Below are 24,487 nucleotides of genomic sequence, written 5' to 3' on the forward strand. Positions count from 1 at the left end.
TCGACATCGTTGCCCGTTGCATCGCCGATCGCTATCGGCGTTGGCTTCCGCTGCCGGGCAAGTCATCCAGGCCGTTTTTCATCCCGTGGCAGTGCGGAAGGGCATCTTCCGGAACGGCCCGCATCCGGCGGCTGATCGCGTCGCCACCCGGCGCAAACGTGCGCCGCGCATCTTCCTTTTTCATCTCGTCCATTCGGACCCGCACATCGCGTGCCGACGGCCGCGCAAATGCCTGATTCTCGATCGGTAATTGACGGTCGGATTAATTCGTGTATTGGAATTAATGAGGGCGGCAAAATGTCGCGGTAAAACGTTTGTATTAGTCTCGCAATCGTTTGCGCAATAAATCAGGGTTGGTGAGAGTCGGGGTTAATTTCCTGTCAGTTGAAAATGATTTGATATGGGTGTTGCCGTCCGGCAACGATGGCGGCATTGGACAATGTTTTGTCTTTTTCGGATTGAGTCCGACGTGAGCCAATGCCAGCAAGGATAAGGGCGATTATTGGGGGTATCGAGGAAAAATATCGTTAATCTTCAATCGGTTCCGTTGAGCAAAAAAGAACTTCGAGATAAATCGGATGGATTGAAGGTTTGTCGGGAGGGAGTGGAATTTGGCGAGTGTAAATCGAACATTGTCAGAGGCATTTGACAATGATTTACAAAAAACTTTCGCGATTATCTCGATAATGCCGCCTCGTGACGGACGGGAGCCAACCACACGCTGCCTTTTGTATCCGCCACGTCGTCCATTCCCTTTGCAATTCTCACGGAAAACGTCATGAAAAAATCCCTCCTGACCGCTGTCGCACTCGCGGCCCTGTCGACCTCGGCCTTCGCAGCGGGCACCGGCACGATCAACTTCACGGGCGAGATCGTCGCGGGCGCATGCGGCATCGATTCGGGCTCGGTCAACCAGACCGTGAACCTCGGCAAGGTGCCGACCAACGTGTTCAAGCAGGCTGGCGACAAGTCCACGCCGACCAACTTCGACATCAAGCTGACCGACTGCGACACGAGCATCGCGCAGAACGCGTACTTCACGTTCACGGGCACGTCGAGCGCGGGTCAGCCGAAGCTGCTCGCCACGATCGGTTCGGCAACCAACGTCGGCATCCGCCTGCAGGCCGCGTCGGGCGAATACCTCGACAACGGCGCCGAGCAGAAGGCCCCGACCGTGCTGCAAAACGGCACGAACATCGCACGCTTCGCAGCGATGTACGAAGCGACGGCAGCCGGCGTGACGCCGGGTACCGCCGACGGCGTCGCGAACTTCACGGTCCGCTACCAGTAAGCGTCCGTATCGGAGGAGGGGGGCGTGCATCCCTTCCTCCTTCTTCTTTCCTTCCTGTTTCCTTCTCCTCGGACTTCCGGTAGCGCCGCGTGCGAATCAGACATTCCTTCCTTTGCGTCTGCGTGCTGGTCGTCGGCAGCCAGAGCCATGCGACGGAATTCAATGCGTCGTTTCTCGACATCGACGGAACGAGCAATGTCGACCTGTCGCAGTTCTCGCAGGCCGACTTCACGCTGCCGGGCGAGTACATGCTCGATGTGCAGGTCAACGACCTGTTCTACGGGCTGCAGGCGATCGAGTTCGTCGCCGTCGACGCGTCCGGGGCGGGCAAGCCGTGCCTGCGGCCGGAGCTCGTCGCGCAGTTCGGGCTGAAGCCGTCGCTCGCGAAGGACCTGCCGCGCTTCCAGGGCGGACGTTGCGTCGACCTCGGCGCGATCGAGGGGGCGACCGTGCGTTACCTGAAGAGCGATGGGCGGCTCAAGATCACGATTCCGCAGGCCGCGCTCGAATTCACCGATTCGACCTACCTGCCGCCGGAGCGCTGGTCCGAAGGGATTCCCGGCGCGATGCTCGACTATCGCGTGATCGCGAACACGAACCGCAACTTCGGTGCGGGCGGCGGGCAGACGAATTCGATCCAGGCCTACGGGACGATCGGCGCGAACTGGGATGCATGGCGCTTTCGCGGCGACTACCAGGCGCAGTCGAACGTGGGCAACACGGCGTACGCGGACCGCACGTTTCGCTTCAGCCGGCTTTACGCGTTTCGCGCGCTGCCGTCGATCCAGTCGACGGTGACGTTCGGCGACGACTACCTGAGCTCCGACATTTTCGACACGTTCGCGCTGACGGGCGCGTCGATCCGCAGCGACGACCGCATGCTGCCGCCTTCGCTGCGCGGTTATGCGCCGCTGATAGCGGGCGTCGCGCGCACCAACGCGACCGTGACCGTGTCGCAGGCGGGCCGCGTGCTGTACGTGACGCGCGTGTCGCCGGGCGCGTTCGCGCTGCAGAACATCAACACGAGCGTGCAGGGCACGCTCGACGTCGCGGTCGAGGAAGAGGACGGCAGCGTGCAGCGCTTCCAGGTGACGACGGCCGCCGTGCCGTTTCTCGCGCGCACCGGGCAGTTGCGCTACAAGGCCGCCGTCGGCAAGCCGCGCCTGTTCGGCGGCGCCGGCATCACGCCGTTCTTCGGCTTCGGCGAAATCGCGTACGGCCTGCCGTTCGACGTCACGGTGTACGGCGGCTTCATCGCCGCATCGGGCTATACGTCGATCGCGCTCGGCGTCGGCCGCGATTTCGGCGCGTTCGGCGCGGTGTCGGCCGACGTCACGCATGCGCGGGCGCGCCTGTGGTGGAACGGCGCGACGCGCAACGGCAACTCGTACCGCGTCAACTATTCGAAGCACTTCGACGGGCTCGACGCCGACGTGCGCTTCTTCGGCTACCGCTTCTCCGAACGCGACTACACGAACTTCGCGCAGTTCACGGGCGACCCGACCGCGTACGGCCTCGCGAACAGCAAGCAGCGCTACTCGGCGACGATGTCGAAGCGTTTCGGCGACACGTCGACCTATTTCTCGTACGACCAGACGACCTACTGGGCGCGCTCGTCCGAGCAGCGCGTCGGCCTCACGTTGACGCGTGCGTTCTCGGTCGGCGCGCTGCGCAACCTGAACGTCAGCGTGTCGGCATTTCGCACGCAGAGCGCGGGCGCGAGCGGCAACCAGTTTTCGATCACCGCGACGCTGCCGATCGGCGGCCGCCACACCGTCACGTCGAACCTGACGACAGGCAGCGGCAGCACGAGCGTGAACGCGGGCTACATCTACGACGATCCGGAGGGCCGCACCTACCAGGTCAACGCTGGCGCGACCGACGGCCGCGCATCGGCGAACGCGAGCTTCCGCCAGCGCGCGTCGGCGTACCAGCTCACGGCGCAGGCGTCGACGCTCGCCAATGCGTATGCGGCGGCGTCGCTCGAGGTCGACGGTTCGTTCGTCGCGACGCAGTACGGCGTGTCCGCGCACGCGAACGGCAACGCGGGCGATACGCGGCTGCTGGTGTCGACCGACGGCGTGCCCGACGTGCCGCTGTCCGGCACGCTCACGCATACCGATTCGCGCGGCTATGCGGTGCTCGACGGCATCTCGCCGTACAACGTGTACGACGCGACCGTCAACGTCGAGAAGCTGCCGCTCGAAGTGCAGGTGACGAACCCGATCCAGCGGATGGTGCTGACCGACGGCGCGATCGGCTTCGTGAAGTTCTCCGCCGCGCGCGGCAGCAACCTGTACCTGACGCTGACCGACCCGGCCGGCAAGCCGCTGCCGTTCGGTGCGTCGGTGCAGGACGCGGCGAACGGCAAGGAGCTCGGCATCGTCGGCGAGGGCGGTGCGGCGTTCCTGACGCAGGTTCAGCCGAAGTCGTCGCTCGCGGTGCGCGCGGGCGAACGCACGCTCTGCACGGTCGATGCGCTGCCGAACCAGCTCCAACTCGAAGGCACGCCGATTCCGGTGACGTGCCAGACGCCCGGCGAGTCGCATGCAGCGGCCGCACGGGTCGAACGATGAATCCACGGATCCTGCGATGAAAAACTCTCTTTCCCTTTCCTTCCCGCGCCGCGCGTCGTGCGCGCTCGCGACCGCCGGCGTGCTGCTCGCGGGCGCCGCGCATGCGGCGATCGTGCCGGACCGCACGCGCGTGATCTTCAACGAAGGCGAGCAGGCCGCGATCGTCACGATCACGAACAAGAGCACGGCGTATCCGTATCTCGTGCAGTCGTGGCTCGAGGACGCGAAGGGCAACAAGATCACGTCGCCGCTGATGGTCGTGCCGCCGCTGCAGCGCGTCGAGGCGAACGAGCGCAACGTGCTGCGGATCGCGAAGCTGCCGGGCGCCGAACTGCCGGCCGATCGCGAATCGGTGTTCTACCTGAACATCCGCGAAGTGCCGCCGAAGACCGATACGCCGAACACGCTGCAGATCGCGCTGCATACGCAGATGAAGCTGTTCTACCGGCCGAAGGCCGTGCAGCCCGCGCGCGACGAGGACTGGACGCTGCCGATGACGCTGCGCGTGGACGCAGCCGCACACAAGCTGGTGTTCGACAACCCGACGCCGTATCACGTGACGGTGGTCGACGTGAGCTCGGGCGCGCAGAAGACGCCGGTGCCGATCGAGCCGGTGATGGTGAGCCCGATGAGCACGGCCGACGTGCCGTTCAAGGCCGCGACGCCGTCGACGCTGTTCGTCACGCATATCGACGATTACGGCGGCCAGGTGGCGGTCGAGTATGCGTGCGACGCGGGTGCTTGCAAGAGCGTGAAGAAATGAACGGGGGAATGCGTGATCGGGAATCGCCGGCGGCATGGTTGCGCTGGATCGTGCTCGTGCTGCTGGTCGCGGCCGTGCAGCCTGCGTGGGCACTGCGCTGCCTGACCAACAGCGGCGCGACTTCGTTGACCGAGCCGATCGGCGGTGTTGCGTCGTATCCGACCGACGCGCCGGACGGCTACGTGATCTGGGTGTCGCCGGTGCGCACGACGTCGGGGTACTGCTACAAGGACCTGGGTGACGACGGCAGCCTGAAGGTCGTCGACAACATTTATTTCTACGCGAATCCGAATCGCACGAACCCTGCCGCATGGGGGCTCGAGATCGGCATCCGCTACAAGGGCGTCGACTATTTCGACAAGACCAGCAATCGCGGCGGCGGGGTGTTTACCGGATATTCGGTGCCGCCGTGCAGCAGGTACGACTTCGACCGCGGGCGTTGCCAGCAGACGCGCATCAGCATCGACTATCAGGTCGTCGTGCGCAAGAAGGGCAACTGGGTCCAGCCGCCGAGCGATATCTATACGGTGTTCCAGTTCGACGGCGAGTTCGGGCTGAATGCATTCGGCACGAGTTTCCAGTACCGCCTGAGCGGCCTGCGCAACCTCAAGCCGACGCCGTGCTTCGTCGACGTGCTCGTGACGCCCGAACCGGGCATCGTCAATTTCGGACAGGTGCAGGCGGTCGGCAACGGCTTCCTGCCTGCGGTGCCGCGCAAGCGATTCTCGTTGTCGCTGACCAAGAAATGCAACGTCGCGGTGCGCGTCGACGGGTACTTCGAAACGAGCTATCCGGTTCGGAACGGTTTGCTGGTACCGGCGAAGGACAGCAATTTCGGCATCGGCATCGAAGACAGCCAGGGCAAGGCGATTCCGTTCAACGAACAGTTCACGCTGACGCAGTTTCCGTCGAACGTGATGAATCAGAGCGTGCTGATGGACGCGGTGCTGAAGTCGTTCGGGCCGCCGAAGATCGGGCGATTCGATGCGACGGCGACGATTCGGTTGTTTATCTATTGACGCATGCATGCGCGGCCGGCATCGCACGATCGCGTTCGCTCGAACAACGATTCCGTCAATTGTTCAGACAAATCCCGACAACCGGAAGGGGTATCCGGTAATGGGATTGAGAATGATTTGCGTTTACGTTAAATTGCGCTATCTCAGAATTTGACGGAGCAGATCGATGGCGATGGCGGAAGTGCTCGACCGACCCGCGGCGGCAACGGCGAACCCGTTCCTCGGCAGTTATCCGGACCTGCCGTCGCGCGCCGCGCCGCGTGCGCGCCGTGCCGCGGCGCCCCGCGCGCAGGGCGCGCTGCTCGACGTGCTGATTTCGCATCGCGCGATGCTCGTCAATGTCGCGCGCGGCTTCGTCGGCTGCGCGAGCCGTGCCGAGGACGTCGTGCACGACGTATTCGTGAAGCTCGTCGAATTCCCGAACCAGGACGCGGTGCGCCAGCCGGTCGCGTACGTGACGCGGATGGTGCGCAATGCGTCGATCGACGCGTGCCGCCGGCAGAGCCTCGAAAATGTCTATCACACGGAAGAGGACGACGGCTTCGACGTGCCGTCGCCGGAGCCGACGCCCGAAGCCGCGCTGATGACGCGCGATACGCTGCGGCGCGTATGGGCCGCGCTCGACGACCTGCCGGCGCGCAGCCGCGCTGCCTTCGAGATGGTGCGGCTGCGCGAGGAGACGCTGCAGACCGCGGCGCGCGCGCTGAACGTATCGCAGACGCTCGTGCATTTCATGGTGCGCGACGCGGAGCGCCACTGCGCGGAATGCCTCGACGCGTGCCATCGCGGCGTCGCGTGCCCGGTGTTCCTGGGCGGCCGTGCGCGGCGGCGGTAAAAAAACGCGCCGGCCAATCGTCTATCAGACAGGAGCGGCGCAATCCGCCGCTTCGCATCCTTCAACCGTCTCCTGCTTTTTTCCGATCATGACGCAAGCCACGACGCCTTCCGCCGACACCGACGATCTCGTCTACACGGTCGTCATCAACGACGAAGAACAGTATTCGATCTGGCCGACGTTCCGGCCCGTGCCGGCCGGCTGGCGCGAGGTCGGCGTGAGCGGCCCGAAGGCCGACTGTCTCGCGCACATCGAGACCGTCTGGACCGACATGCGCCCCGCGAGCCTGCGCCGCGCAATGGACGGCGAGCGCGCGACGCGCGCATCGTGACCCGCAGCGCCGCGACCCGGCGCGCCACCTGAAGAGGACGTTGCATGACCCTGCTTTCGTTGCCGACGCTCGACGACCTGCGTATCGAGCCGGGGCTGCCCACCGTCGTGTCGCCGCGCGGCAGCGACGGCATGTCGATCGACGAAGTCGCGCCGCTGGCGCGCGAGATCGCCGCCGACACGCTCGAACGGGCGGGCGGCGTGCTGTTCACGGGCTTTCACGTGCCGTCGATCGATGCGTTCCAGCAGTTCGCGGCATCGTTCGGCGATCCGCTGATCGGCTATGAATACGCGTCGACGCCGCGCAGCCAGGTCGAAGGCGCGGTCTACACGTCGACCGAATACCCGCCGCACCGCGCGATTCCGCTGCACAACGAGCAGTCGTATACGCGCGAATGGCCGCTGCGGATCTGGTTCCACTGCGCGCTCGCGGCGCCGAAGGGCGGTGCGACGCCGATCGCGGACAGCCGCGCCGTGTATCGCGCGCTCGATCCGGCGCTGATCGCGCGTTTCGAGCGGCGCGAGCTGCTGTACGTGCGCAATTTCGGGCAGGGGCTCGACCTGCCGTGGCAGCAGTCGTTCGGCACCGACGAGCCGGCCGAGGTCGAGCGGATGTGCGCGGCGCGCGGCATCGAATGCGCATGGCGCACCGACGACGACGGCGAACTGCTGCTGCGCACGCGCGAACGCTGCCAGGCCGTCGCGCGCCATCCGCGCACCGGCGACCGCGTGTGGTTCAACCAGGCGAACCTGTTTCATCTGTCCGCGCTCGACGACGACATGCAGGAAGCGCTCGTCGATGCGGTCGGGCTCGAGAACGTGCCGCGTAACGTGTACTACGGCGACGGCGAGCCGCTCGAGGCCGATGCGCTCGCGCAGATCCGCGGCGTGCTCGACCAGCAGCGCATCGTGTTCCCGTGGCGCACGGGCGACGTGCTGATGCTCGACAACATGTTGACCGCGCATGCGCGCGACCCGTTCGAGGGGCCGCGCAAGGTCGTCGTCGCGATGGCGCAGAGTTACACGGTCCCGCGCGCGACCGAACGGAGGACCGATGACGCGTAGTACCGCCGCGCTTGCCGCGCGCGGATTGACGGTGGGTTATCGCGACCATGTCGTGATCGACGGGCTGGACCTGTCGATCGCGGCCGGCCGCGTGACCGCGCTGTGCGGGCCGAACGGCTGCGGCAAGAGCACGCTGCTGCGCACGCTCGCGGGCCTGCAGCCCGCACGTGCCGGCCATGTCGAAGTGAACGGCAAGCCGCTCGCGTCGTTTCGCCGTCGCGCGCTCGCGCGCGAGCTGACGATGCTCGCGCAGTTCAACCAGATTCCGTCGGGCCTCACGGTGCGCGAACTCGTCGCGTACGGGCGCTATGCGTACGGCGGCTTCCTGCGCGGCCTGTCGCGCGCCGACCATGCAGCGATCGACGAGGCGCTCGAGACCAGCGGCCTTGCGGACGATGCGGGCCGCGACGTCGGCGCGCTGTCGGGCGGCGAACGCCAGCGCGCGTGGATCGCGATGGCGCTCGCGCAGCAGGCGCCGATCGTGCTGCTCGACGAGCCGACCACCTATCTCGACATCCATCACCAGCTCGACATCCTCGATGCGCTGCGCGCGCTGAACCGCGCGCGCGGGCTGACGATCGTGTGGGTGCTGCACGACCTGAACCAGGCGGCCGCGTACAGCGACGAGATCGTGCTGATGCGCGCGGGCCGCCTCGTCGCGCAGGGCTCGCCCGACGCGATGCTCGATCCGGCGCGGCTGCGCGCGGCGTTCGGCGTCGAGATGCTGAAGCTCGCGCATCCGCAGACGGGCGCGCCGATGTGCGTGCCGGCCTACGGGCCGTCGAGCGTCGGTACGCTGCAGGCGGCCGGCGTCTTCGATCGGGATCTCGCCGTATGACGACGTTCGCGATGCGCAAGCGCCTCGCGGCGACGGGGAAGGGGGCGGCCACCGGCCGGGCCGGCACGATTGCGATCGGCCTCGTCGCGCTGATCGCGATACTCGCGGCGCTGCGCGTCGCACCCGATTTACGCGTGTGGTGGGCGGCGGCGCCCGGCAGCGACGCCGCCGCGCTCGCGCACGTGTTCCTGTTCGACCTCAACCTGCCGCGTGTCGCGGCCGCGCTCGTCGCGGGCGGCTGCCTCGGCATCGCGGGTGCGCTGTTCCAGTCGCTCACGCGCAATCCGCTCGCGTCGCCCGACCTGCTCGGCGTGACGGGCGGCGCGCAGCTCGGCCTGCTCGCGGCGATGCTCGTGCCGGCACTGGCGGGCGTCGCATCGGTGCCGCTGCTGTTCGGGTGCGGGCTGGCCGCCGCTGCAGTCGCGATCGTCGCGGCCGGCGGCTGGCGCGCGACGCCGTTGCGGCTCGTGCTCGCGGGCAGCGTGTGCATGCTGCTGTTCGCGGCGCTGTCGACGCTCGTGCTCGCGTTCTTCGAGCAGAACATCGCGGGCGCCGCGCTGTGGACCAACGGCAGCCTGTACCAGCCGGGCGCGACGGGCCTCGCGCTCGCCGCGCGCTGGCTCGTCGTGCCGCTGGTCGCGCTGCCGTTCGTGATCCGGCCGCTGAACCCGCTCACGCTCGGCGACGACGCGGCGGCCGCGGCCGGCGTGCGCGTCGATGCGACGCGGCTCGCCGCGACGCTCGTCGCGGTCGCGTTCACGAGCGTGGCCGTCAGCATCGCGGGCCCGCTGTCGTATGTCGGCCTCGTCGCGCCGAACCTGCTGCGCCAGGTGCGCGGTGCGCGCGCGGCGCGGCTCGGCGTGCTGGTGCCGCTGTCGGCGCTCGCCGGCGGCGCGCTCGTGCTCGTCACCGACAGCGCGGTGCTCGCGTCGGGACTCGACGCGACACTGTCGACCGGCGTCGCGATCGCGCTGGTCGGCACGCCGCTGATGCTCGCGATGGTCCGGCGCGGCGCCGCGTGGTCGGGCGTGCTGCACGCGGACGCGGAACGTGCGGCGGGCGGCGGCTCGACTCGGCTCGTCGGCTGGCTCGAACGGCTCGGCTGGCCGCTGCGCACGGCGCTGTTCGTCGTGGTCGGCGCGCTGGTGGTGTGGGTCGGCGTGTCGGCCGGCCCCGAGTGGCTGTCGCCCGCGCGCTGGTCCGCCGCGCTGTCCGGCCAGGATGCGCTCGCGCGAATGCTGATCGGCCTGCGCATGCCGCGCCTGCTGTGCGCGCTGCTCGCGGGCGCGCTGCTGGCCGTGAGCGGCGTCGCGATGCAGAGCGTCGTGCGCAATCCGCTCGCGGGCCCCGAAGTGCTCGGCGTCACGCAGGGCGCGGGGCTCGTCACGTTGTTCGCATTGTCGACGTGGCCGTTGATGGGTCACGTGACGCTCGCGGCGGCCACGCTGATTGGCGGCGGACTGTCGCTCGCGATCACGCTCGCGCTGAATCACCGGCATCGTTATGCGCCGCTCGCGGTTGCGTTGACCGGTATCGTGATCGGCGCGCTATGGACGACGCTCGCGCAATGGCTGATCACGCAGCAAAGCGTGCAGCCCGCGCGCTTCGTCGTGTGGCTCGTCGGCGGTACCTATGGCCGCAGCTGGGGCGAGGTGTCGATGCTGCTGCCGTGGTGCGTGCTTGCGGTGCCCGTGTTCGCTTGGCTCGCGCGACCGCTCGACATGCTCGCGCTCGGCGACGACCAGGCGGCCGCGCTCGGCCTGCCGGTGGCCGCGCTGCGGCCGCTCGCGCTGACGATCGCGACGCTCGCCGCGTGCGCGGCCGTTGCGGCGGTCGGGCCGGTCGGTTTCATCGGGTTGATGGCGCCGCACGTCGCGACGATGCTCGGCGCGCGCCGGCATCGCACGCGGCTGTGGCTCGCGGCCGCGTGCGGCGCGCTGATCCTCGGCGTCGCGGATCTCGCGGCGCGCACGGTCGTCGCGCCGCGCGAAGTGCCGGCCGGCGTGCTGACCGCGCTGATCGGCGCGCCGTACCTGCTCGGGCTGCTGATCCTCGAGGGGCGCCGCGCCCGGCGCGCCGGGCGATGACGCCGTCGTTCGACGGCGCGCGGGCCACGCGCTTCTCGGCGTTCGCGCCCGAACCGTTCGCCGAACATCTCGACGTCGTCTGGCTCGGCATGCCCGACGACGCACACGCACCGGGCCGCATCGTCGTGCCCGTCAGCGCGTTGCCCTCGCATCGCGAGGCCGTGCTCGACGCGATGGTCCGTCACTACGGCGGCGATCCGGCACGGCATGCGCGCGCGCTGATCTCGCAATGGAGCAAATACTATTTCGGCCGTGCGGCGCCGGCCGGCGTCGTCGCCGCGCTGACGCTCGGCCGGCCGCTCGACATGGCGCCCGAACGCACGTTCGTCGCGCTCGACGACGGGATGCCCGCCGCGCTGTATTTCGCGGCGGACGCGCTCGGCGCGCCGTGCGACGATCCCGCGCCGCGCTATGCGGGGCTCGTCGAGCATCTCGGCGCGGTGATCGATCTGCTCGCGGCGATGGGCCGCGTCACGCCGCGCGTGCTGTGGAGCAACGCGGGCAATCTGCTCGACTATCTGCTCGACACCTGCCGTTCGCTGCCTTGCGCGGCCGATCCCGTGCGCGACGCGGGCTGGCTGTTCGGCTCGACGTGCTTCGCGTGCGAACCGAATCCGCTGCGCATGCCGGTGCGCGACGCCGTGCCGCGCTCGCCGCTGCTGCCGACGCCGTTTCGCGCGCGCCGCGTATGCTGCCTGCGCTACGAAATTCCTGGAGAAACGCAACTGTGTGGAAGCTGCCCCCTGCTATTGACGATGGACGACGCGGCGCTGGCCGGGCAGGACGCGATCCGGTGACGCATGCCGGCCGCCGGCACGCGTTGGGCGCACTCGCCGCGCTCGGTGCCGCGTGCTGCGGCGTGTTTTCCGTGTCGGCCGGTGCGGTTGCCGTTGCCGGCGGCGGACCCGGCACGCCGGGCGCCGTGTCGCTGGCCGGCAACCCGGTCGTGTCGCAGGCGAGCGCGAAGATGCCCGCGCGACCGCGGCGCGTGGTCGCGCTCGACTTCATGTTCGCGGAAAGCGTGGTCGCGCTCGACCTCGTGCCGGTCGGGATGGCCGATACCGCGTTCTATCCGGGCTGGCTCGGCTACCAGAGCGACCGGCTCGCGCACGTGACCGACATCGGCTCGCGGCAGGAGCCGGGGCTCGAGGCGATCGCGGCGGTCAAGCCCGACCTGATCATCGGCGTCGGCTTCCGGCATGCGCCGATCTTCGACGCGCTCGACCGGATCGCGCCGACGATCCTGTTCCAGTTCAGCCCGAATGTTTCCGACGGCGGCGTGCCCGTCACGCAGCTCGACTGGATGCGGCAGATCTTCCGGACGATCGGTGCGGTGACGGGGCGCGACGCGCGCGCGCAGGCGGTCGATGCGCAACTCGATGCGGGGATCGCGCGCAATGCGGCGAGGCTCGCGGCTGCGGGCCGCAAGGGCGAACGCATCGCGCTGCTGCAGGATCTCGGCTTGCCCGACCGTTACTGGGCCTATACGGGCAACAGCACGTCGGCGGGTCTCGCGCGTGCGCTCGGGCTCGATCCGTGGCCGAAGAAACCGACGCGGGAAGGCACGCTGTACGTGACGTCGGCCGACCTGCTCACGCAGCGCGACCTGGCCGTGCTGTTCGTGACCGCGTCGGGGATGGACGTGCCGCTGTCGGCGAAACTCGATTCGCCGGTGTGGCGCTTCGTGCCCGCGCTGCGCGACCGCCGGATCGCGCTCATCGAACGCAATATCTGGGGGTTCGGCGGGCCGATGTCGGCGCTGAAGCTGGCCGACGTGATGACCGATACGATGTTGAAACTGCCGGCCGCGCGTTGAGCGCGCGGCGGTTTGTCGGCGGATAACGCCGCTTTGACGGACGTGGCGCTGTCATCGGCATGAGGGTGGATAGTCTCGGCTTTCCCTTTCAGCCATGCGTCGACAATACATTCCCTTCTTGACCGAACATCGCCGACGCGGTGGCATTGCCGCGCGTCGGCGATCTATCGATGAATGGCTTACGCGCTCAGCGCGTCGACACCGTCCCGAGCACGCAAACGCGCCGGCATCGTGTCGCTGACGATGCGCCCGTTGTCGAGCTTCAGCAGCCGGTCGGCGAGGTCGAAATAGCGGTCGTCGTGCGTGATCACGATCACGGCCTTGCCGCGCGCGCGCAGCTCGGGCAGCAGCTGCTCGTAGAACACGGCCTTGAACGACGGATCCTGGTCGGCCGCCCATTCGTCGAACAGGTAGAACGGCCGGTCTTCCAGATACGCGACGACGAGCGCGAGCCGCTTGCGCTGGCCGGTCGACAGCGCGCGGGTCGAGAATGCACCGTCGACGACTTTCACCTTGTGGTCGAGCGCCAGCTTCGCGACGAGTGCGTTCGCCCGCGCATCGGCCTGCGCACGGGCCGGATCGTCGGGATCGACGATGCCGAGCAGCGCATCGAACAGGTGGAAATCGTTGAACACCGCGCTGAAGCGCTGCCGATACGCTGCCCGCTCGCGCCAGCCGATCGTGCGGCCGTCGACCTCGATCGAGCCTTCCTCGGGCTCGTAGAGCCCGGTCAGCACCTTCGCGAGCGTCGTCTTGCCGCTGCCGTTGCCACCGACGATGAACACGAGCTCGCCCGGCTTGATCGTCAGATCGATCGGCCCGATGCTGAACATCCGTTCGTCGCGCTCGTGGAAATACGCGTGCGTGACGCCGCGCAACGTGACGGCGCCGGCCGGCGGTACGTCGGGCGCGTCGGCCGCGGGCGGCACCGTGCGCAGCGCGCCGAATTCGGCCATCACGCCCTCGATCCGCGTGAGCGACACGCGTGCCGCGTTGACGGTCGGCAGGTTGTTCAGGAGCCCGTCGAGCGGCACGAGCATGAACAGGAACACGACGACGTAGCCGGCCGCCGCGCCCGGATCGGCATGCACGCCGAGTTGCGGCCAGAACGACGCCACGCCAAGGAATACGTAGAACAGGAAGATGATCCAGCCGACGCCGACCGCGTACGCGCTGAACGCGCGGCGGCGGTGGTCGCGCACTTCGCCGATCGCGGCGCCGAGCTGGCCGTCGACGAACTGGCGCGCGCGCGCATCGTGCAGCTTCAGTTCCTTTGCGCCGGAAAACAGCGAGCCGAGATAACCGAACAGGCGGTCCTGCGCCTGGCCGGCCGCCTCGAGCGACGCGATCGCGCGGCGGTCGCCGGTGTGATAACCGAGCGAGCCGGCGATGATCGCGGCCAGCGCCAGCACGCACACGGGCCACGACAGCCACGCGAGATAGCCGAGGCAGCCGAATACGATCGAGCCGTGCATGACCAGGTTCGGCAGCGCGAAGAACAGCATCGACACGTTGGTCGCGTCGTCGGTCAGCACCGACTGCACGGGCGCGGCGCCGATCCGCTCGATGTCGCGCAGCTCGGCCGCGCCGACGCGCCGCGCGAGATGCACGCGCAGCCGCGCCATCGTGTCCTGCGACAGGCGCGCGAACAGCGTGCCCGACACGATCCGCGTGACGAGCGCGATTACCGCGCACAGCGCGAAGCGCCACGCGAGCGATGCATCGGCGGCGCCCGGCTGCGCGAGCGCGCGGTTCAGCGTCGCGACGAGCAGCACGCTCGCGACGCCGTTCAGCACGCATGCAGTAAGCGCCAGCGCGAGCGACGTACGGCTTTCGCGCAGCAGCGCGAGGATCAGGCGCGCCGCGGGGCGGGCGGGCGAGGCGTCGAGGGACGGCGGGGAAGAAGGCTCGTGGGCAGCTGTCATCGGCAACGTCGGTAAAGGGAAGGCACGCGAATACGCGGAAACGGAAAGGTGACGTGAAAGCGGCGGGCGACGTGCGCCCGTTCCGGCTTTCCTCACTGATAGACGAACGGGCCGCGCAAATATTTAGCAGCGCCTGCAAAAAAAACGCCCAAGCACGCTTTGAGCGCAAAACGGTAAAAAATCGGCCGCGCCGTTCGTCACACCAGTGAAGCCGCCCCAAGCGGCCCCGAGACTTGGCCGAAGCGGCCGGACCGAAGGACTTCACGCACATGACGAGTTTCCCGACTGCGCTGCATCACCGAATCCGCGAACTGGCGCGCGTCGCGCCCGACGCACCGGCAATCGCGGTACCTTTCCAGAACGACTTGCGCCTGTCGCGCGGCGCGCTCGACGCGCATGCGTCGCGGCTGGCCCGGCAATTGCGCGCGGCCGGCGTCGGCGCGGAAGTGCGGGTCGGCGTCTGCGTCGAGCGCTCGTGCGAGCTGTTCGTCGCGCTGCTGGCCGTGCTGAAGGCGGGCGGCGTGTTCGTGCCGCTCGATCCGCGTCATCCGGCCGCGCGCCTCGACTGGATCGTCCAGGATGCGCAACTGCGGCACGGCATCGTCGACGAAGCCGGCCGCGCGGCGCTCGGCACGCCGTTCGAACACGCGTTCGAAGCGGCAGCGGAAGCGGCGGACGAGCAGAACTTCGCTGCCGATGACGAAGCGGTGCCTGTGCACCCGCGTGCGGCCGCGTACATGATCTACACGTCGGGCTCGACCGGCACGCCGAAGGCGGTCGTAGTCGAGCACGGGCCGCTCGCCGCGCACTGCGACGCGCTCGCGGCAGCGCTGCCGATCGACGCAGGCGACCGCCTGCTGCATTTCGCGTCGGTCAATTTCGACGCCGCTCATGAGTGCTGGCTCGCGCCGCTCGCGATCGGCGCCAGTATCGTCGTGGCGCCGCCGCAGCCGTTCGCGCCCGACGCCGCGCATGCGCTGATGGTGCGCGAATCGGTCAACGTCGCTGCATTTCCGCCTGCATACCTGCGCGAATTCGCGGCTGTCGCCGCGCGCGACGGCGTGCCGCCGGCATTGCGCGTACTCGCGTTCGGCGGCGAAGCGCTGCCGCAGCAGGCATTCGAATTCGTGCGCCGCACGTTCCCGTCGGTACGCCTGATCAACGGCTACGGGCCGACCGAGGCCGTGATCTCGCCGATGCTGTGGCCGGTCGAACCGGGCGAGACGCCCTTGCTGGCCGCTAACGACGCGTATGCGTCGCTGCCGATCGGCCGCGTGATCGGCCCGCGCGTCGCGCGCATTGACGGCGATGAGGCCGATGGCGTGGGCGAGCTGCTGCTCGGCGGCGTCTGCATCGCGCGCGGCTATCACGGTCGCCCGGCGCTGACGGCCGAACGCTTCATTCCCGATCCGGACGGCGAGCCGGGTGCGCGCGTCTACCGCACGGGCGATCTCGCACGCCTGCGCGACGACGGTGCATTCGACTATCTCGGCCGCCTCGACGACCAGGTCCAGGTGCGCGGCGTGCGTGTGGAGCCCGCGGAAATCGCCGCGTGCCTGCGCTCGCATCCGGCCGTGGCCGATGCGGCCGTGGTCGCAGAAACCGGCAACGGGCCGACGCGGCTGATCGCATGCGTCGCGCTGCGCGCGGCGGCCGACGATGCGGCACTGAAGGTGCACGTGGCCGCGCAATTGCCGGCGGCATGGCAACCGCACCGGTTCGTACGTTGCGATGCGCTGCCGTATACGTTGAACGGCAAGATCGACCGTGCCGCGCTGCGCGAGCGGATTGCCGCCGCACGCGACACGACGCAACGCGCCGGCGACGCGCCGCGCACGCCGACCGAGCAGCAACTCGCAGGCCTCTGGCAGACGCTGCTCGGCCTCGACGCCGCGCCGTCGCGCGACGACCGTTTCTTCGCGCTGGGCGCCGATTCGCTCGCCGCGATGCAGTTGCAGGCCGCGATTCGCGCTGCATCGCGCGTGAACCTGCGGCTCGATACGCTGTTCGCCGATCCGGCGCTCGCCGAACTGGCCGAAACGGTCGATCGCGCGGAACGCGAGACCGGCGAGCCGCTGGCCGCCATTTCCGCGCGTCGCGCGCCGGCCGACGCGGCCGCATCGGGCGCGCCGCATGTCGACCGTGCGGCGTCGCTCGCGCAGCAACGCTTCTGGGTACTCGCGCAAACGCGCGATGCGAGCGCCGCGTATCACATCGCCGCGCACTGGACGATCGACGGCACGCTCGATCGCGACGCACTGCAGCGCGCGCTCGATCACGTGATCGGGCGTCATGAGGCGTGGCGCACGACGCTCGTCGACAACGACGACGGCGTCGTGATGCAGCGGATTCATACGCATCTGGCGGTGTCGATCGCCGACATCGACCTGCGCGACCAGCCGCCGGCCGCGCGCGACGCGCAAGCCGCGCGGCTCGCCGAGCGCGACGCGGCCGAGCCGTTCGACCTCGCACACGGCCCGCTGCTGCGCGCGACGCTCGTCGCGCTCGCCGACGACCGTCACCGCCTGCTGCTGACCGCGCATCACGCGATCACCGACGGCTGGAGCTCGCGCTGCGCGTTCGACGAACTGTCGGCCGCGTACCGCGCGTATGCGGAAGGCCGTGAACCGTCGCTGCCCGATCTGCCGGTCCAGTACGCCGACTACGCGGACTGGCAGCGCGACATGCTGGCCGGCGGCGAGGGCGAACGCCAGCTCGATTACTGGCGCGGCGCATTGCGCGACGTGCCGGGCCCGATCGCGCTGCCGGTCGACCGTCAGCCGGGCGCTGCGCGCACGCTGCAGGGGGCACGCGTGTCGGTGCGCCTGCCCGACGCGGTCGCGGCCGACGTGCGTCAACTCGCGCGCGACGCGCAGGCCACCGTCTTCACGGTGCTGCTGGCCGCGCTCGACGCATGGCTGTCGCGCCTGACCGGCGAAACGGACGTCGTCGTCGCGGTGCCGGTCGCGCATCGCCAGCGCGCTGAAACGCGCGCGTTGCTCGGGCTGTTCCTGAATACTGTCGCGCTGCGCGTGCGCGTGGCGCCGACGCTGCCGTTCCGCGCGCTCGTCGACGCGGCGCGCACGGCGGCGCTCGACGCGGTCGCGCACCAGGACGTGCCGTTCGAGCGTGTCGTCGATGCGGTGAAGCCGCCGGTCAAGCGCGGCGACGAATGGCTGCGCGTGAAATTCGCGCAGCAGTTCGACGCGCGGCACGACAGCGTGCTGCCGGGTGCGACCGCTGTTGCTACGCCGGGGCCCGATCTGGCCGCGCGTTTCGACTTCGCGCTGGATTTCACCGACGACGCGAACGGGATCGAACTGGTCGCAGCCTATGCGACCGACTGCATCGACGCCGACACCGCACGCGCGTGGCTCGACAGCTATGCTGCGCTCGTCGGCGCGGCCGCGCACGATCCGCAACGCGCGACGGCCGCGCTGCCGTGCGACGCATCGGCCGCGTCGCGCCAGCCGCGCGACGGCCGTGCGCTGCGCGTCGAACATGCCGACATCGTCGCCGCGTTCGCGCGACAGGCCGCCGCGTATCCGCATCGCGTCGCGCTCGCCGATGCGTCGGCGTCGCTGACGTTCGCCGAACTCGACGACGCGTCGAACCGCATCGCGCGTGCGCTGACGCAGCGCGGTGTCGCCGCCGAAGCGTCGGTCATCGTCTGCATCGAACGTTCGGCGCGCTTCGTCGTCGGCCTGCTCGGCGCGCTGAAGGCCGGCGCGCTGGCCGTGCTGCTCGATCCCGCACAGCCGGCCGCACGACTGGCCGCGGCGGCAGCCGACTGCGGCGCGCGCTGGGCGCTCGTCGCGGATACGGCCGCATGGCCGGCCGGCATCGACGCTCAGCCGCTCGACGTCGACACGCTCGCACATGACGCGACGCTCGCGCATGCAGCCGGCGTGCGCGTCGCACCGCATCCGGAACAGGGCGCGTACCTGATCTATACGTCAGGTTCGACCGGCACGCCGAAGGGCGTCGTCGTGTCGCACGGCGCACTGGCCGACTACGTGCAGGGGATGCTCGACGAACTCGCGTTCGCGCCGGACGCATCGTTCGCGATGGTGTCGACCGTCGCCGCCGACCTTGGCCACACGACGCTGTTCGGCGCGCTGTGCGCGGGCCGCACGCTGCACCTGCTGCCGGCCGCGTGTGCGTTCGACCCCGACCTGTTCGCGGACGAGATGCGCGGCCGCGACGTCGGCGTGCTGAAGATCGTGCCGAGCCACCTGCAGGCGCTGCTCGACGCGCGCGTGCCGGCCGACGTGCTGCCGCGCCACGCGCTCGTGACGGGCGGCGAAACGCTCACGTGGGCGCTCGTTGCGCGCCTGGCCGCGCTCGCGCCGGCCTGCCGCGTGATCAACCATTACGGGCCGACCGAAGCGACGGTCGGCGCGATTGCGTGCGACACGGCGTCGATCGCCGCCGATGCGCGCGATCCCGCGAGCAGCGTGCCGCTCGGCCTGCCGCTGCCGAATGCGCGCGCGCTCGTGCTCGATGCGTTCGGCGCATGCGTGCCGGCCGGCGCGACGGGCGAGCTGTATCTGGGCGGCCCGGGCGTCGCGCGCGGCTACCTCGGGCGTCCGGCGCAGACCGCCGAACGCTTCGTGCCCGATCCGTTCACGCCCGGCGCGCGGCTGTATCGCACCGGCGACCGCGTGCGCTTGCGCGCGGACGGCCGTCTCGCGTTCCTCGGCCGTATCGACGACCAGGTGAAGATTCGCGGCTATCGCGTCGAACCGGGCGAGGTGAGCGCGGCCGTGCGCGCGGCCGGCCCGGTCGCGCAAGCCGAAACGCTCGCGATCGAGCACGACGGCCGCCTGCGGCTCGCGACCTTCGTCGTGATGCGCGACGGCGCGGCGTTCGACGAGGCCGCGATGCGCGCGGCGCTCGCCGCGACGCTGCCCGACTATATGGTGCCCGCACAGTTCGTCGTGCTCGCGCGCCTGCCGGTGACCGCGAACGGCAAGATCGATCGCGCGGCGCTGCGCGAACTGGCGGCGTCGCCGGTCGCGATCGCGTCCGGCGACGCGCCGCAGGGCGCCGTCGAAACGGTGCTCGCCGAAGTCTGGCAGGCCGTGCTGAAGGCGCCGCGGGTCGGCCGCGACGACAACTTCTTCGAACTCGGCGGCGATTCGATCCTCGTGCTGCAGGTGATTGCCCGGGCGCGCAAGCGCGGCGTGCGTTTCACGCCGAAGCAACTGTTCGACGGCCCGACGGTCGCCGAACTCGCGCGTATCGCGAAGACCGAGGACGTGACTGTTGCCGCGCAGCCTGCAGCCGCAACCGCAGCGGCGACACCGGCTGCCGCGCCGATCCTGACGCCTGCGCAGCAACGCTTCTTCGCGCTCGACGTCCCGCAGCGCGGCCACTGGAACCAGTCGGTCGCGTTCGACGTGCGCGGGCCGTTCGACGCGGACGCATTCGCGCGCGCATTCGATGCGTTGCTGACGCATCACGACGCGTTCCGCCAGCGCTTCGCGCTTGGTGCGGACGGCACGTGGCACGCCAGCGATGCCGCCAAGCCGTATGACGCGCTGCCGTTCGTCGAAGTCGCCGCACGCGACGAAGCCGACGCGCTCGCGCGTTTCGACGCATTGCAGCGCCGTCTCGATCTCGGCCGCGGGCCGCTCGTGTGCGCGTGCGCGGCACGGCTGCCGGACGGCTCGACTCAGCTCTATCTCGCGATTCACCACGCGATCGTCGACGGCGTATCGTGGCGCATCCTGCTCGACGACCTCGACTCGGCCTACCGCACCGCATGCGACCGCACGCCGGTCCGGCTGTCGCCGCCGGGCCTGCGCGCGGATGCATGGGCCGCACGACTCGCGCGCGCCGCGACGGAACCGGCATCGCCTTTTGTAGCCGAGGCCGCGTACTGGGCCAGGATGGCGCAGGGCGACGACCTCGTGCCCGATCATCCGGACGCAGCGGCGACGAATGCCGATGCAGCCGTCGTCGTGCAGACGATCGACGCGGCGCTGACCCGCGCGGCACTGACCGATGCGCATGCGGCCTATCGCACGCAGACGATCGAACTGCTGGGCGCGGCGCTCGCGCTGGCGCTATCCGGCGCACGCGGAGGCGCGGCATCGTGCCGTGTCGAACTGGAAGGGCACGGCCGCGAGGCGCTGTTCGACGATGCGGACGCGAGCCGCACGATCGGCTGGCTGACGAGCCACTACCCGGTGACGCTGCCGGTCGAGGCGACCGCGAGCGACACGCTGTGCGCGGTCAAGGACACGCTGCGCGCGGTGCCGCACAAGGGGCTCGGCTTCGGCGTGCTCGCGCATTACGGCGATGCGGCGACGCGCGCGGCGCTGGCCGCCGTGCCGCGCCCGCGCGTCACGTTCAACTATCTCGGCCAGTTCGACGCGCCGCGCGACGCGACGCTCGTGCCGCGTTTCGGCGGCACCGGCGTCGAGCGCGACCGCCAAGGGCCGCTCGGCAATACGCTCGCGATCCACGCGTACCTCGATACCGACCGCGACGGCGCACGCACGCTGAAAGTGCACTGGGTCTATGGCGCGCCGCAGTTCGAGCGGGCGACGATCGACGCGTTCGCCGAACGCTTCGCGGCCGCGCTGCGGGAACTCGTCGAAGCCTGCGCGTCGCGCGTCGCGCATCGCGGCGGCGGCGCGACGCCGGGCGATTTCCCGCTCGCGCAGGCTGCCGGCCTCACGCAGGCCGCGATCGAACGCACGCCGCTCGACTGGCGCACGATCGACGACGTGTATCCGCTGTCGCCGATGCAGCAGGGCATCCTGTTCCATGCGCTGTTCGCGCCCGGCCACGCAAGCTACGTGAACCAGCTCGTCGCGACTGCGACCGCGCTCGATGCCGAGCGTCTCGTCAATGCGTTCGACGCATCCGTCGCACGCCACGACATCCTGCGCACGAGCGTGATGCCCGACGAAGCCGCGCCGCTGCAGTGCGTGCATCGCCACGCGCGGATGCCGGTCGAGCAGCTCGACTGGCGCACGCGCGGCGACACGCTCGATGCCGATTTCGATGCGTGGCTCGCCGCCGACCGGGCACACGGTTTCGACTGGCGCGAGCCGCCGCTGATGCGGCTCACGCTGATTCGCGTGACGGACGACACATGGCGCGTCGTGTGGACACGTCACCACGTGCTGCTCGACGGCTGGAGCACCGCGCGCCTGCTCGCGGACGTGCTGCGCGACTATCGCGACCCGGACGCCGTGTCGCCGTTCGCGAGCCGCCCGGCGCTGCGCTATCGCGACTTCATCGCGTGGCTCGGCACGCGCGACCGCGATGCCGACGAACGCTTCTGGACCGAGCGCCTCGCGCGGCTCGACGCGCCGACGCTGATCGCGGAACGCGCGGCTGACCGAGCGGATGCGGACATGGTCACATGGCGCGCGACGATCGATGCGGACGCGATGACGCGCGTCGCGCAGACGGCGCGCGCACTGAAGCTGACGGTCAACACGCTGGTGCAGGGCGCGTGGGCGCTCGCGCTGCAGCGGATGACGCACCAGCCGGCCGTCGCGTTCGGCGCGACCGTCGCGGGCCGCCCCGATGCGCTGGCGGACATCGACACTGTGCTCGGTCTTTTCATCAACACGCTGCCGGTGATCACCGCACCTGCACCGCAGCAACGCGCGGCCGACTGGCTGCAAACGCTGCAGCGCGAGAATGCGGCGGCCGCCGAGCATGCCCACACGCCGCTCGCCGACATCCAGCGCTGGGCGCGCGGCGCGGGCGGCGCACTGTTCGACACGCTGGTCGTGTTCGAGAACTACCCGGTGGACGACACGGCGCGCGACGCCGATCCGCGCGCGCTTGCATTGAGCGGCGTGCGCAGCATCGAAGCGACCGATTTCGCACTGACGCTCGTGATCGAGAGCGGCACCGAATTGACGATCGACTACGGCTACGACACCGCGCGCATCGACGCTCGGCAGGTCGAGACCTGGCACCGTGCGTTCGCGTGCGCGCTCGATGCGCTGGCCCGCACGCCGGATGCGCTGCTCGGCGCGCTGTCGATCGCGGACGACGCAACCCGAGACGCACTGGCGCTTGCGCAGGACACCGCAAAGTCATGGCCGGTCTCGCAACGTCAGCCGCTGCACCTGCAATTCGCCGATGCGGCGCGCGCGACGCCCGACGCGATCGCGCTCGAATACGCGGACGTTCACGGCGGCGTGCATCGCGCGACCTATCGTGAACTCGACGTCGGCACGTCGCGCATCGCAGCCGCGCTGCGCCGGCGCGGCGTGCGGCCCGACACGCCGGTCGCGCTGTGCGTCGAGCGCTCGTTCGACATGGTGATGGCGCTCGTCGGCGTGCTGAAGGCCGGCGCCGCCTACTTGCCGGTCGATCCCGACTATCCGGCCGAGCGCATCGCTTACCTGCTGCGCGACGCGCGGCCGGCCGTCGCGATCACGCAGGCCCATCTGCGCGAGCAGGTCGAGGCCGCGCTTGGCGACGGTGCCGCGACGCAGTTGCTGACGGTTGCGGACCTGCTCGCCGATGAAGCGGAGGAAGGTGAAGAAGCGCCTGCGGGCATCGCCATCGACGACGCGCGACTCGCATACCTGATCTACACGTCGGGCTCGACCGGCAAGCCGAAGGGCGCCGGCAACACGCACGGCGCGCTCGCGAACCGGATCGCGTGGATGCAGCACGCATACCGTTTGACGCGCGACGACGTCGTGCTGCACAAGACACCGTTCGGCTTCGACGTGTCGGTCTGGGAATTCGTGTGGCCGCTGGCGATCGGCGCGAAGCTCGCGATCGCCGCGCCCGGCGACCATCGCGATCCGGCGCGTCTCGCGGCCGCGATCCATGCGCACGGCGTGACGGTGCTGCATTTCGTGCCGTCGATGCTCGCCGCGTTCGCCGCGTATCTCGACGATTTCTCGGCCGCCGCGCAATGCGACAGCGTGCGCCTGATCGTCGCGAGCGGCGAAGCACTCGCGCCCGAACTCGTCGCGAAGATGGCACGGCTGCTGCCGAACGCGACGCTCGTGAACCTGTACGGGCCGACCGAGGCCGCGATCGATGTGTCGCACTGGACTTGCGGCCCCGGCGACGCGAATGCGGCCGCGGTGCCGATCGGCCATCCGATCGCGAACCTGCAACTGCACGTGCTCGATGCCGCATGGCAGCCGGTGCCGGCCGGCGCGACCGGCGAGCTGTATCTCGCGGGCGCGGGCCTGGCGCGCGGTTATCTCGGCCGCCCGGCGCTGACCGCCGAGCGCTTCGTGCCCGATCCGTTCGTGCCGGGCGCACGCATGTACCGTACGGGCGACCTCGCACGCCGGCGCGCCGACGGTGCGCTCGACTACCTCGGCCGCGTCGACACGCAGGTGAAGCTGCGCGGCCAGCGGATCGAGCCGGGCGAGATCGAGGCGCTGCTGCGCGCGGCGCCCGGCGTGAACGACGCGGTCGTGATCGTGCGCGACGAGCAACTGGTCGGCTATGTCGCGCGCGGCGATGCGGGTCCGCTCGACCGTGCGGCGCTGCTCGACACGTTGCGCGCGCAACTGCCGGCCTACATGGTGCCGTCGCAACTGATTGAGCTCGACGCATTGCCCGTCACGCCGAACGGCAAGTGCGACCGCCATGCATTGCCCGCGCCGGTGCGCGAAGCAGCCGAAGCCGTCGAACTCGCGACCGACACCGAACGCGCGCTCGCGGATATCTGGCAACGCGTGCTGCACGTCGATGCGATCGGCCGCGACGGCGACTTCTTCCTGCTCGGCGGCCACTCGCTGCTCGCGACACAGGCCCACGCGCAGGCGAACCTGCACTGGGGGCTCGCGCTGCCGCTGCGCACGCTGTTCGACACACGCACGCTCGCGCGCTGCGCGCAAGCGATCGACGCGGCCTGCGTGGCGCGCGGCGCGACCGATGCGGCGAGCGCGATCGACGCGCTGCTCGGCGAACTGGAAACCCAATAAGGACGAC

At 69.6% G+C, this 24,487-nt stretch carries 14 protein-coding genes; 12 read left to right on the forward strand and 2 right to left on the reverse strand.

Going from position 1 to position 24,487, the window contains the following annotated elements; genetic code table 11:
* Window positions 1-31 precede the first annotated feature (31 nt).
* Window positions 32-184, reverse strand: a complete 153-nt coding sequence (locus tag BT264_RS39325) for a hypothetical protein (RefSeq protein WP_177318401.1) — start codon at window positions 182-184, stop codon at window positions 32-34.
* A 594-nt stretch (window positions 185-778) separates the two neighbouring features.
* On the opposite strand from BT264_RS39325, the gene BT264_RS24615 reads away from it, so the two are divergent.
* The 11 genes from BT264_RS24615 (at window position 779) to BT264_RS24665 (ending at window position 12,620) form a co-directional block, all read left to right on the forward strand.
* Window positions 779-1,291, forward strand: a complete 513-nt coding sequence (locus BT264_RS24615; RefSeq protein ID WP_034184132.1) for a fimbrial protein — start codon at window positions 779-781, stop codon at window positions 1,289-1,291.
* A 122-nt stretch (window positions 1,292-1,413) separates the two neighbouring features.
* Window positions 1,414-3,867, forward strand: coding sequence for a fimbria/pilus outer membrane usher protein (locus tag BT264_RS24620; RefSeq protein ID WP_072441466.1), 2,454 nt, complete (start codon window positions 1,414-1,416; stop codon window positions 3,865-3,867).
* Window positions 3,868-3,883: 16 nt separating this feature from the next.
* On the forward strand, window positions 3,884-4,630 hold the full coding sequence (locus tag BT264_RS24625) for a fimbrial biogenesis chaperone (RefSeq protein WP_072441753.1): 747 nt from the start codon (window positions 3,884-3,886) through the stop codon (window positions 4,628-4,630).
* Window positions 4,627-5,649, forward strand: a complete 1,023-nt coding sequence (locus tag BT264_RS24630; RefSeq protein WP_072441463.1) for a fimbrial protein — start codon at window positions 4,627-4,629, stop codon at window positions 5,647-5,649. Before BT264_RS24625 ends, BT264_RS24630 begins: the two co-directional genes overlap by 4 nt.
* Window positions 5,650-5,815: 166 nt before the next feature.
* Window positions 5,816-6,484 (forward strand): RNA polymerase factor sigma-70, encoded by a 669-nt coding sequence (locus BT264_RS24635; protein WP_072441460.1) that lies wholly within the window; start codon window positions 5,816-5,818, stop codon window positions 6,482-6,484.
* An 88-nt stretch (window positions 6,485-6,572) separates the two neighbouring features.
* Window positions 6,573-6,815: an MbtH family protein gene (locus tag BT264_RS24640; RefSeq protein WP_047900635.1), complete on the forward strand. Its 243-nt coding sequence runs from the start codon at window positions 6,573-6,575 to the stop codon at window positions 6,813-6,815.
* 44 nt (window positions 6,816-6,859) lie between these two features.
* A complete protein-coding gene (locus tag BT264_RS24645) occupies window positions 6,860-7,879 on the forward strand; it encodes a TauD/TfdA family dioxygenase (protein WP_072441457.1) in 1,020 nt (339 codons plus the stop codon).
* Window positions 7,869-8,717, forward strand: a complete 849-nt coding sequence (locus BT264_RS24650) for an ABC transporter ATP-binding protein (RefSeq protein WP_072441454.1) — start codon at window positions 7,869-7,871, stop codon at window positions 8,715-8,717. Before BT264_RS24645 ends, BT264_RS24650 begins: the two co-directional genes overlap by 11 nt.
* A complete protein-coding gene (gene fhuB / locus BT264_RS24655) occupies window positions 8,714-10,804 on the forward strand; it encodes a Fe(3+)-hydroxamate ABC transporter permease FhuB (protein WP_072441451.1) in 2,091 nt (696 codons plus the stop codon). The genes BT264_RS24650 and fhuB overlap by 4 nt, the downstream gene beginning before the upstream one ends.
* Window positions 10,801-11,601, forward strand: a complete 801-nt coding sequence (gene fhuF, locus BT264_RS24660) for a siderophore-iron reductase FhuF (RefSeq protein ID WP_072441448.1) — start codon at window positions 10,801-10,803, stop codon at window positions 11,599-11,601. Before fhuB ends, fhuF begins: the two co-directional genes overlap by 4 nt.
* Complete coding sequence (locus tag BT264_RS24665; protein ID WP_072441445.1) at window positions 11,598-12,620, forward strand: ABC transporter substrate-binding protein; 1,023 nt, start codon at window positions 11,598-11,600, stop codon at window positions 12,618-12,620. The genes fhuF and BT264_RS24665 overlap by 4 nt, the downstream gene beginning before the upstream one ends.
* A 179-nt stretch (window positions 12,621-12,799) precedes the next feature.
* On the opposite strand, the gene BT264_RS24670 is transcribed toward BT264_RS24665, so the two are convergent.
* Window positions 12,800-14,545, reverse strand: coding sequence for a cyclic peptide export ABC transporter (locus BT264_RS24670; RefSeq protein WP_072441443.1), 1,746 nt, complete (start codon window positions 14,543-14,545; stop codon window positions 12,800-12,802).
* A 269-nt stretch (window positions 14,546-14,814) separates the two neighbouring features.
* Here BT264_RS24670 and BT264_RS24675 point away from each other — a divergent pair, with 269 nt between their 5' ends.
* Window positions 14,815-24,480, forward strand: coding sequence for a non-ribosomal peptide synthetase (locus BT264_RS24675; RefSeq protein WP_072441751.1), 9,666 nt, complete (start codon window positions 14,815-14,817; stop codon window positions 24,478-24,480).
* The last annotated feature ends 7 nt before the right edge of the window (window positions 24,481-24,487 follow it).

This window comes from Burkholderia sp. NFPP32 (assembly GCF_900119325.1).
GTDB classification, from domain to species: Bacteria; Pseudomonadota; Gammaproteobacteria; order Burkholderiales; family Burkholderiaceae; genus Burkholderia; species Burkholderia pyrrocinia_C.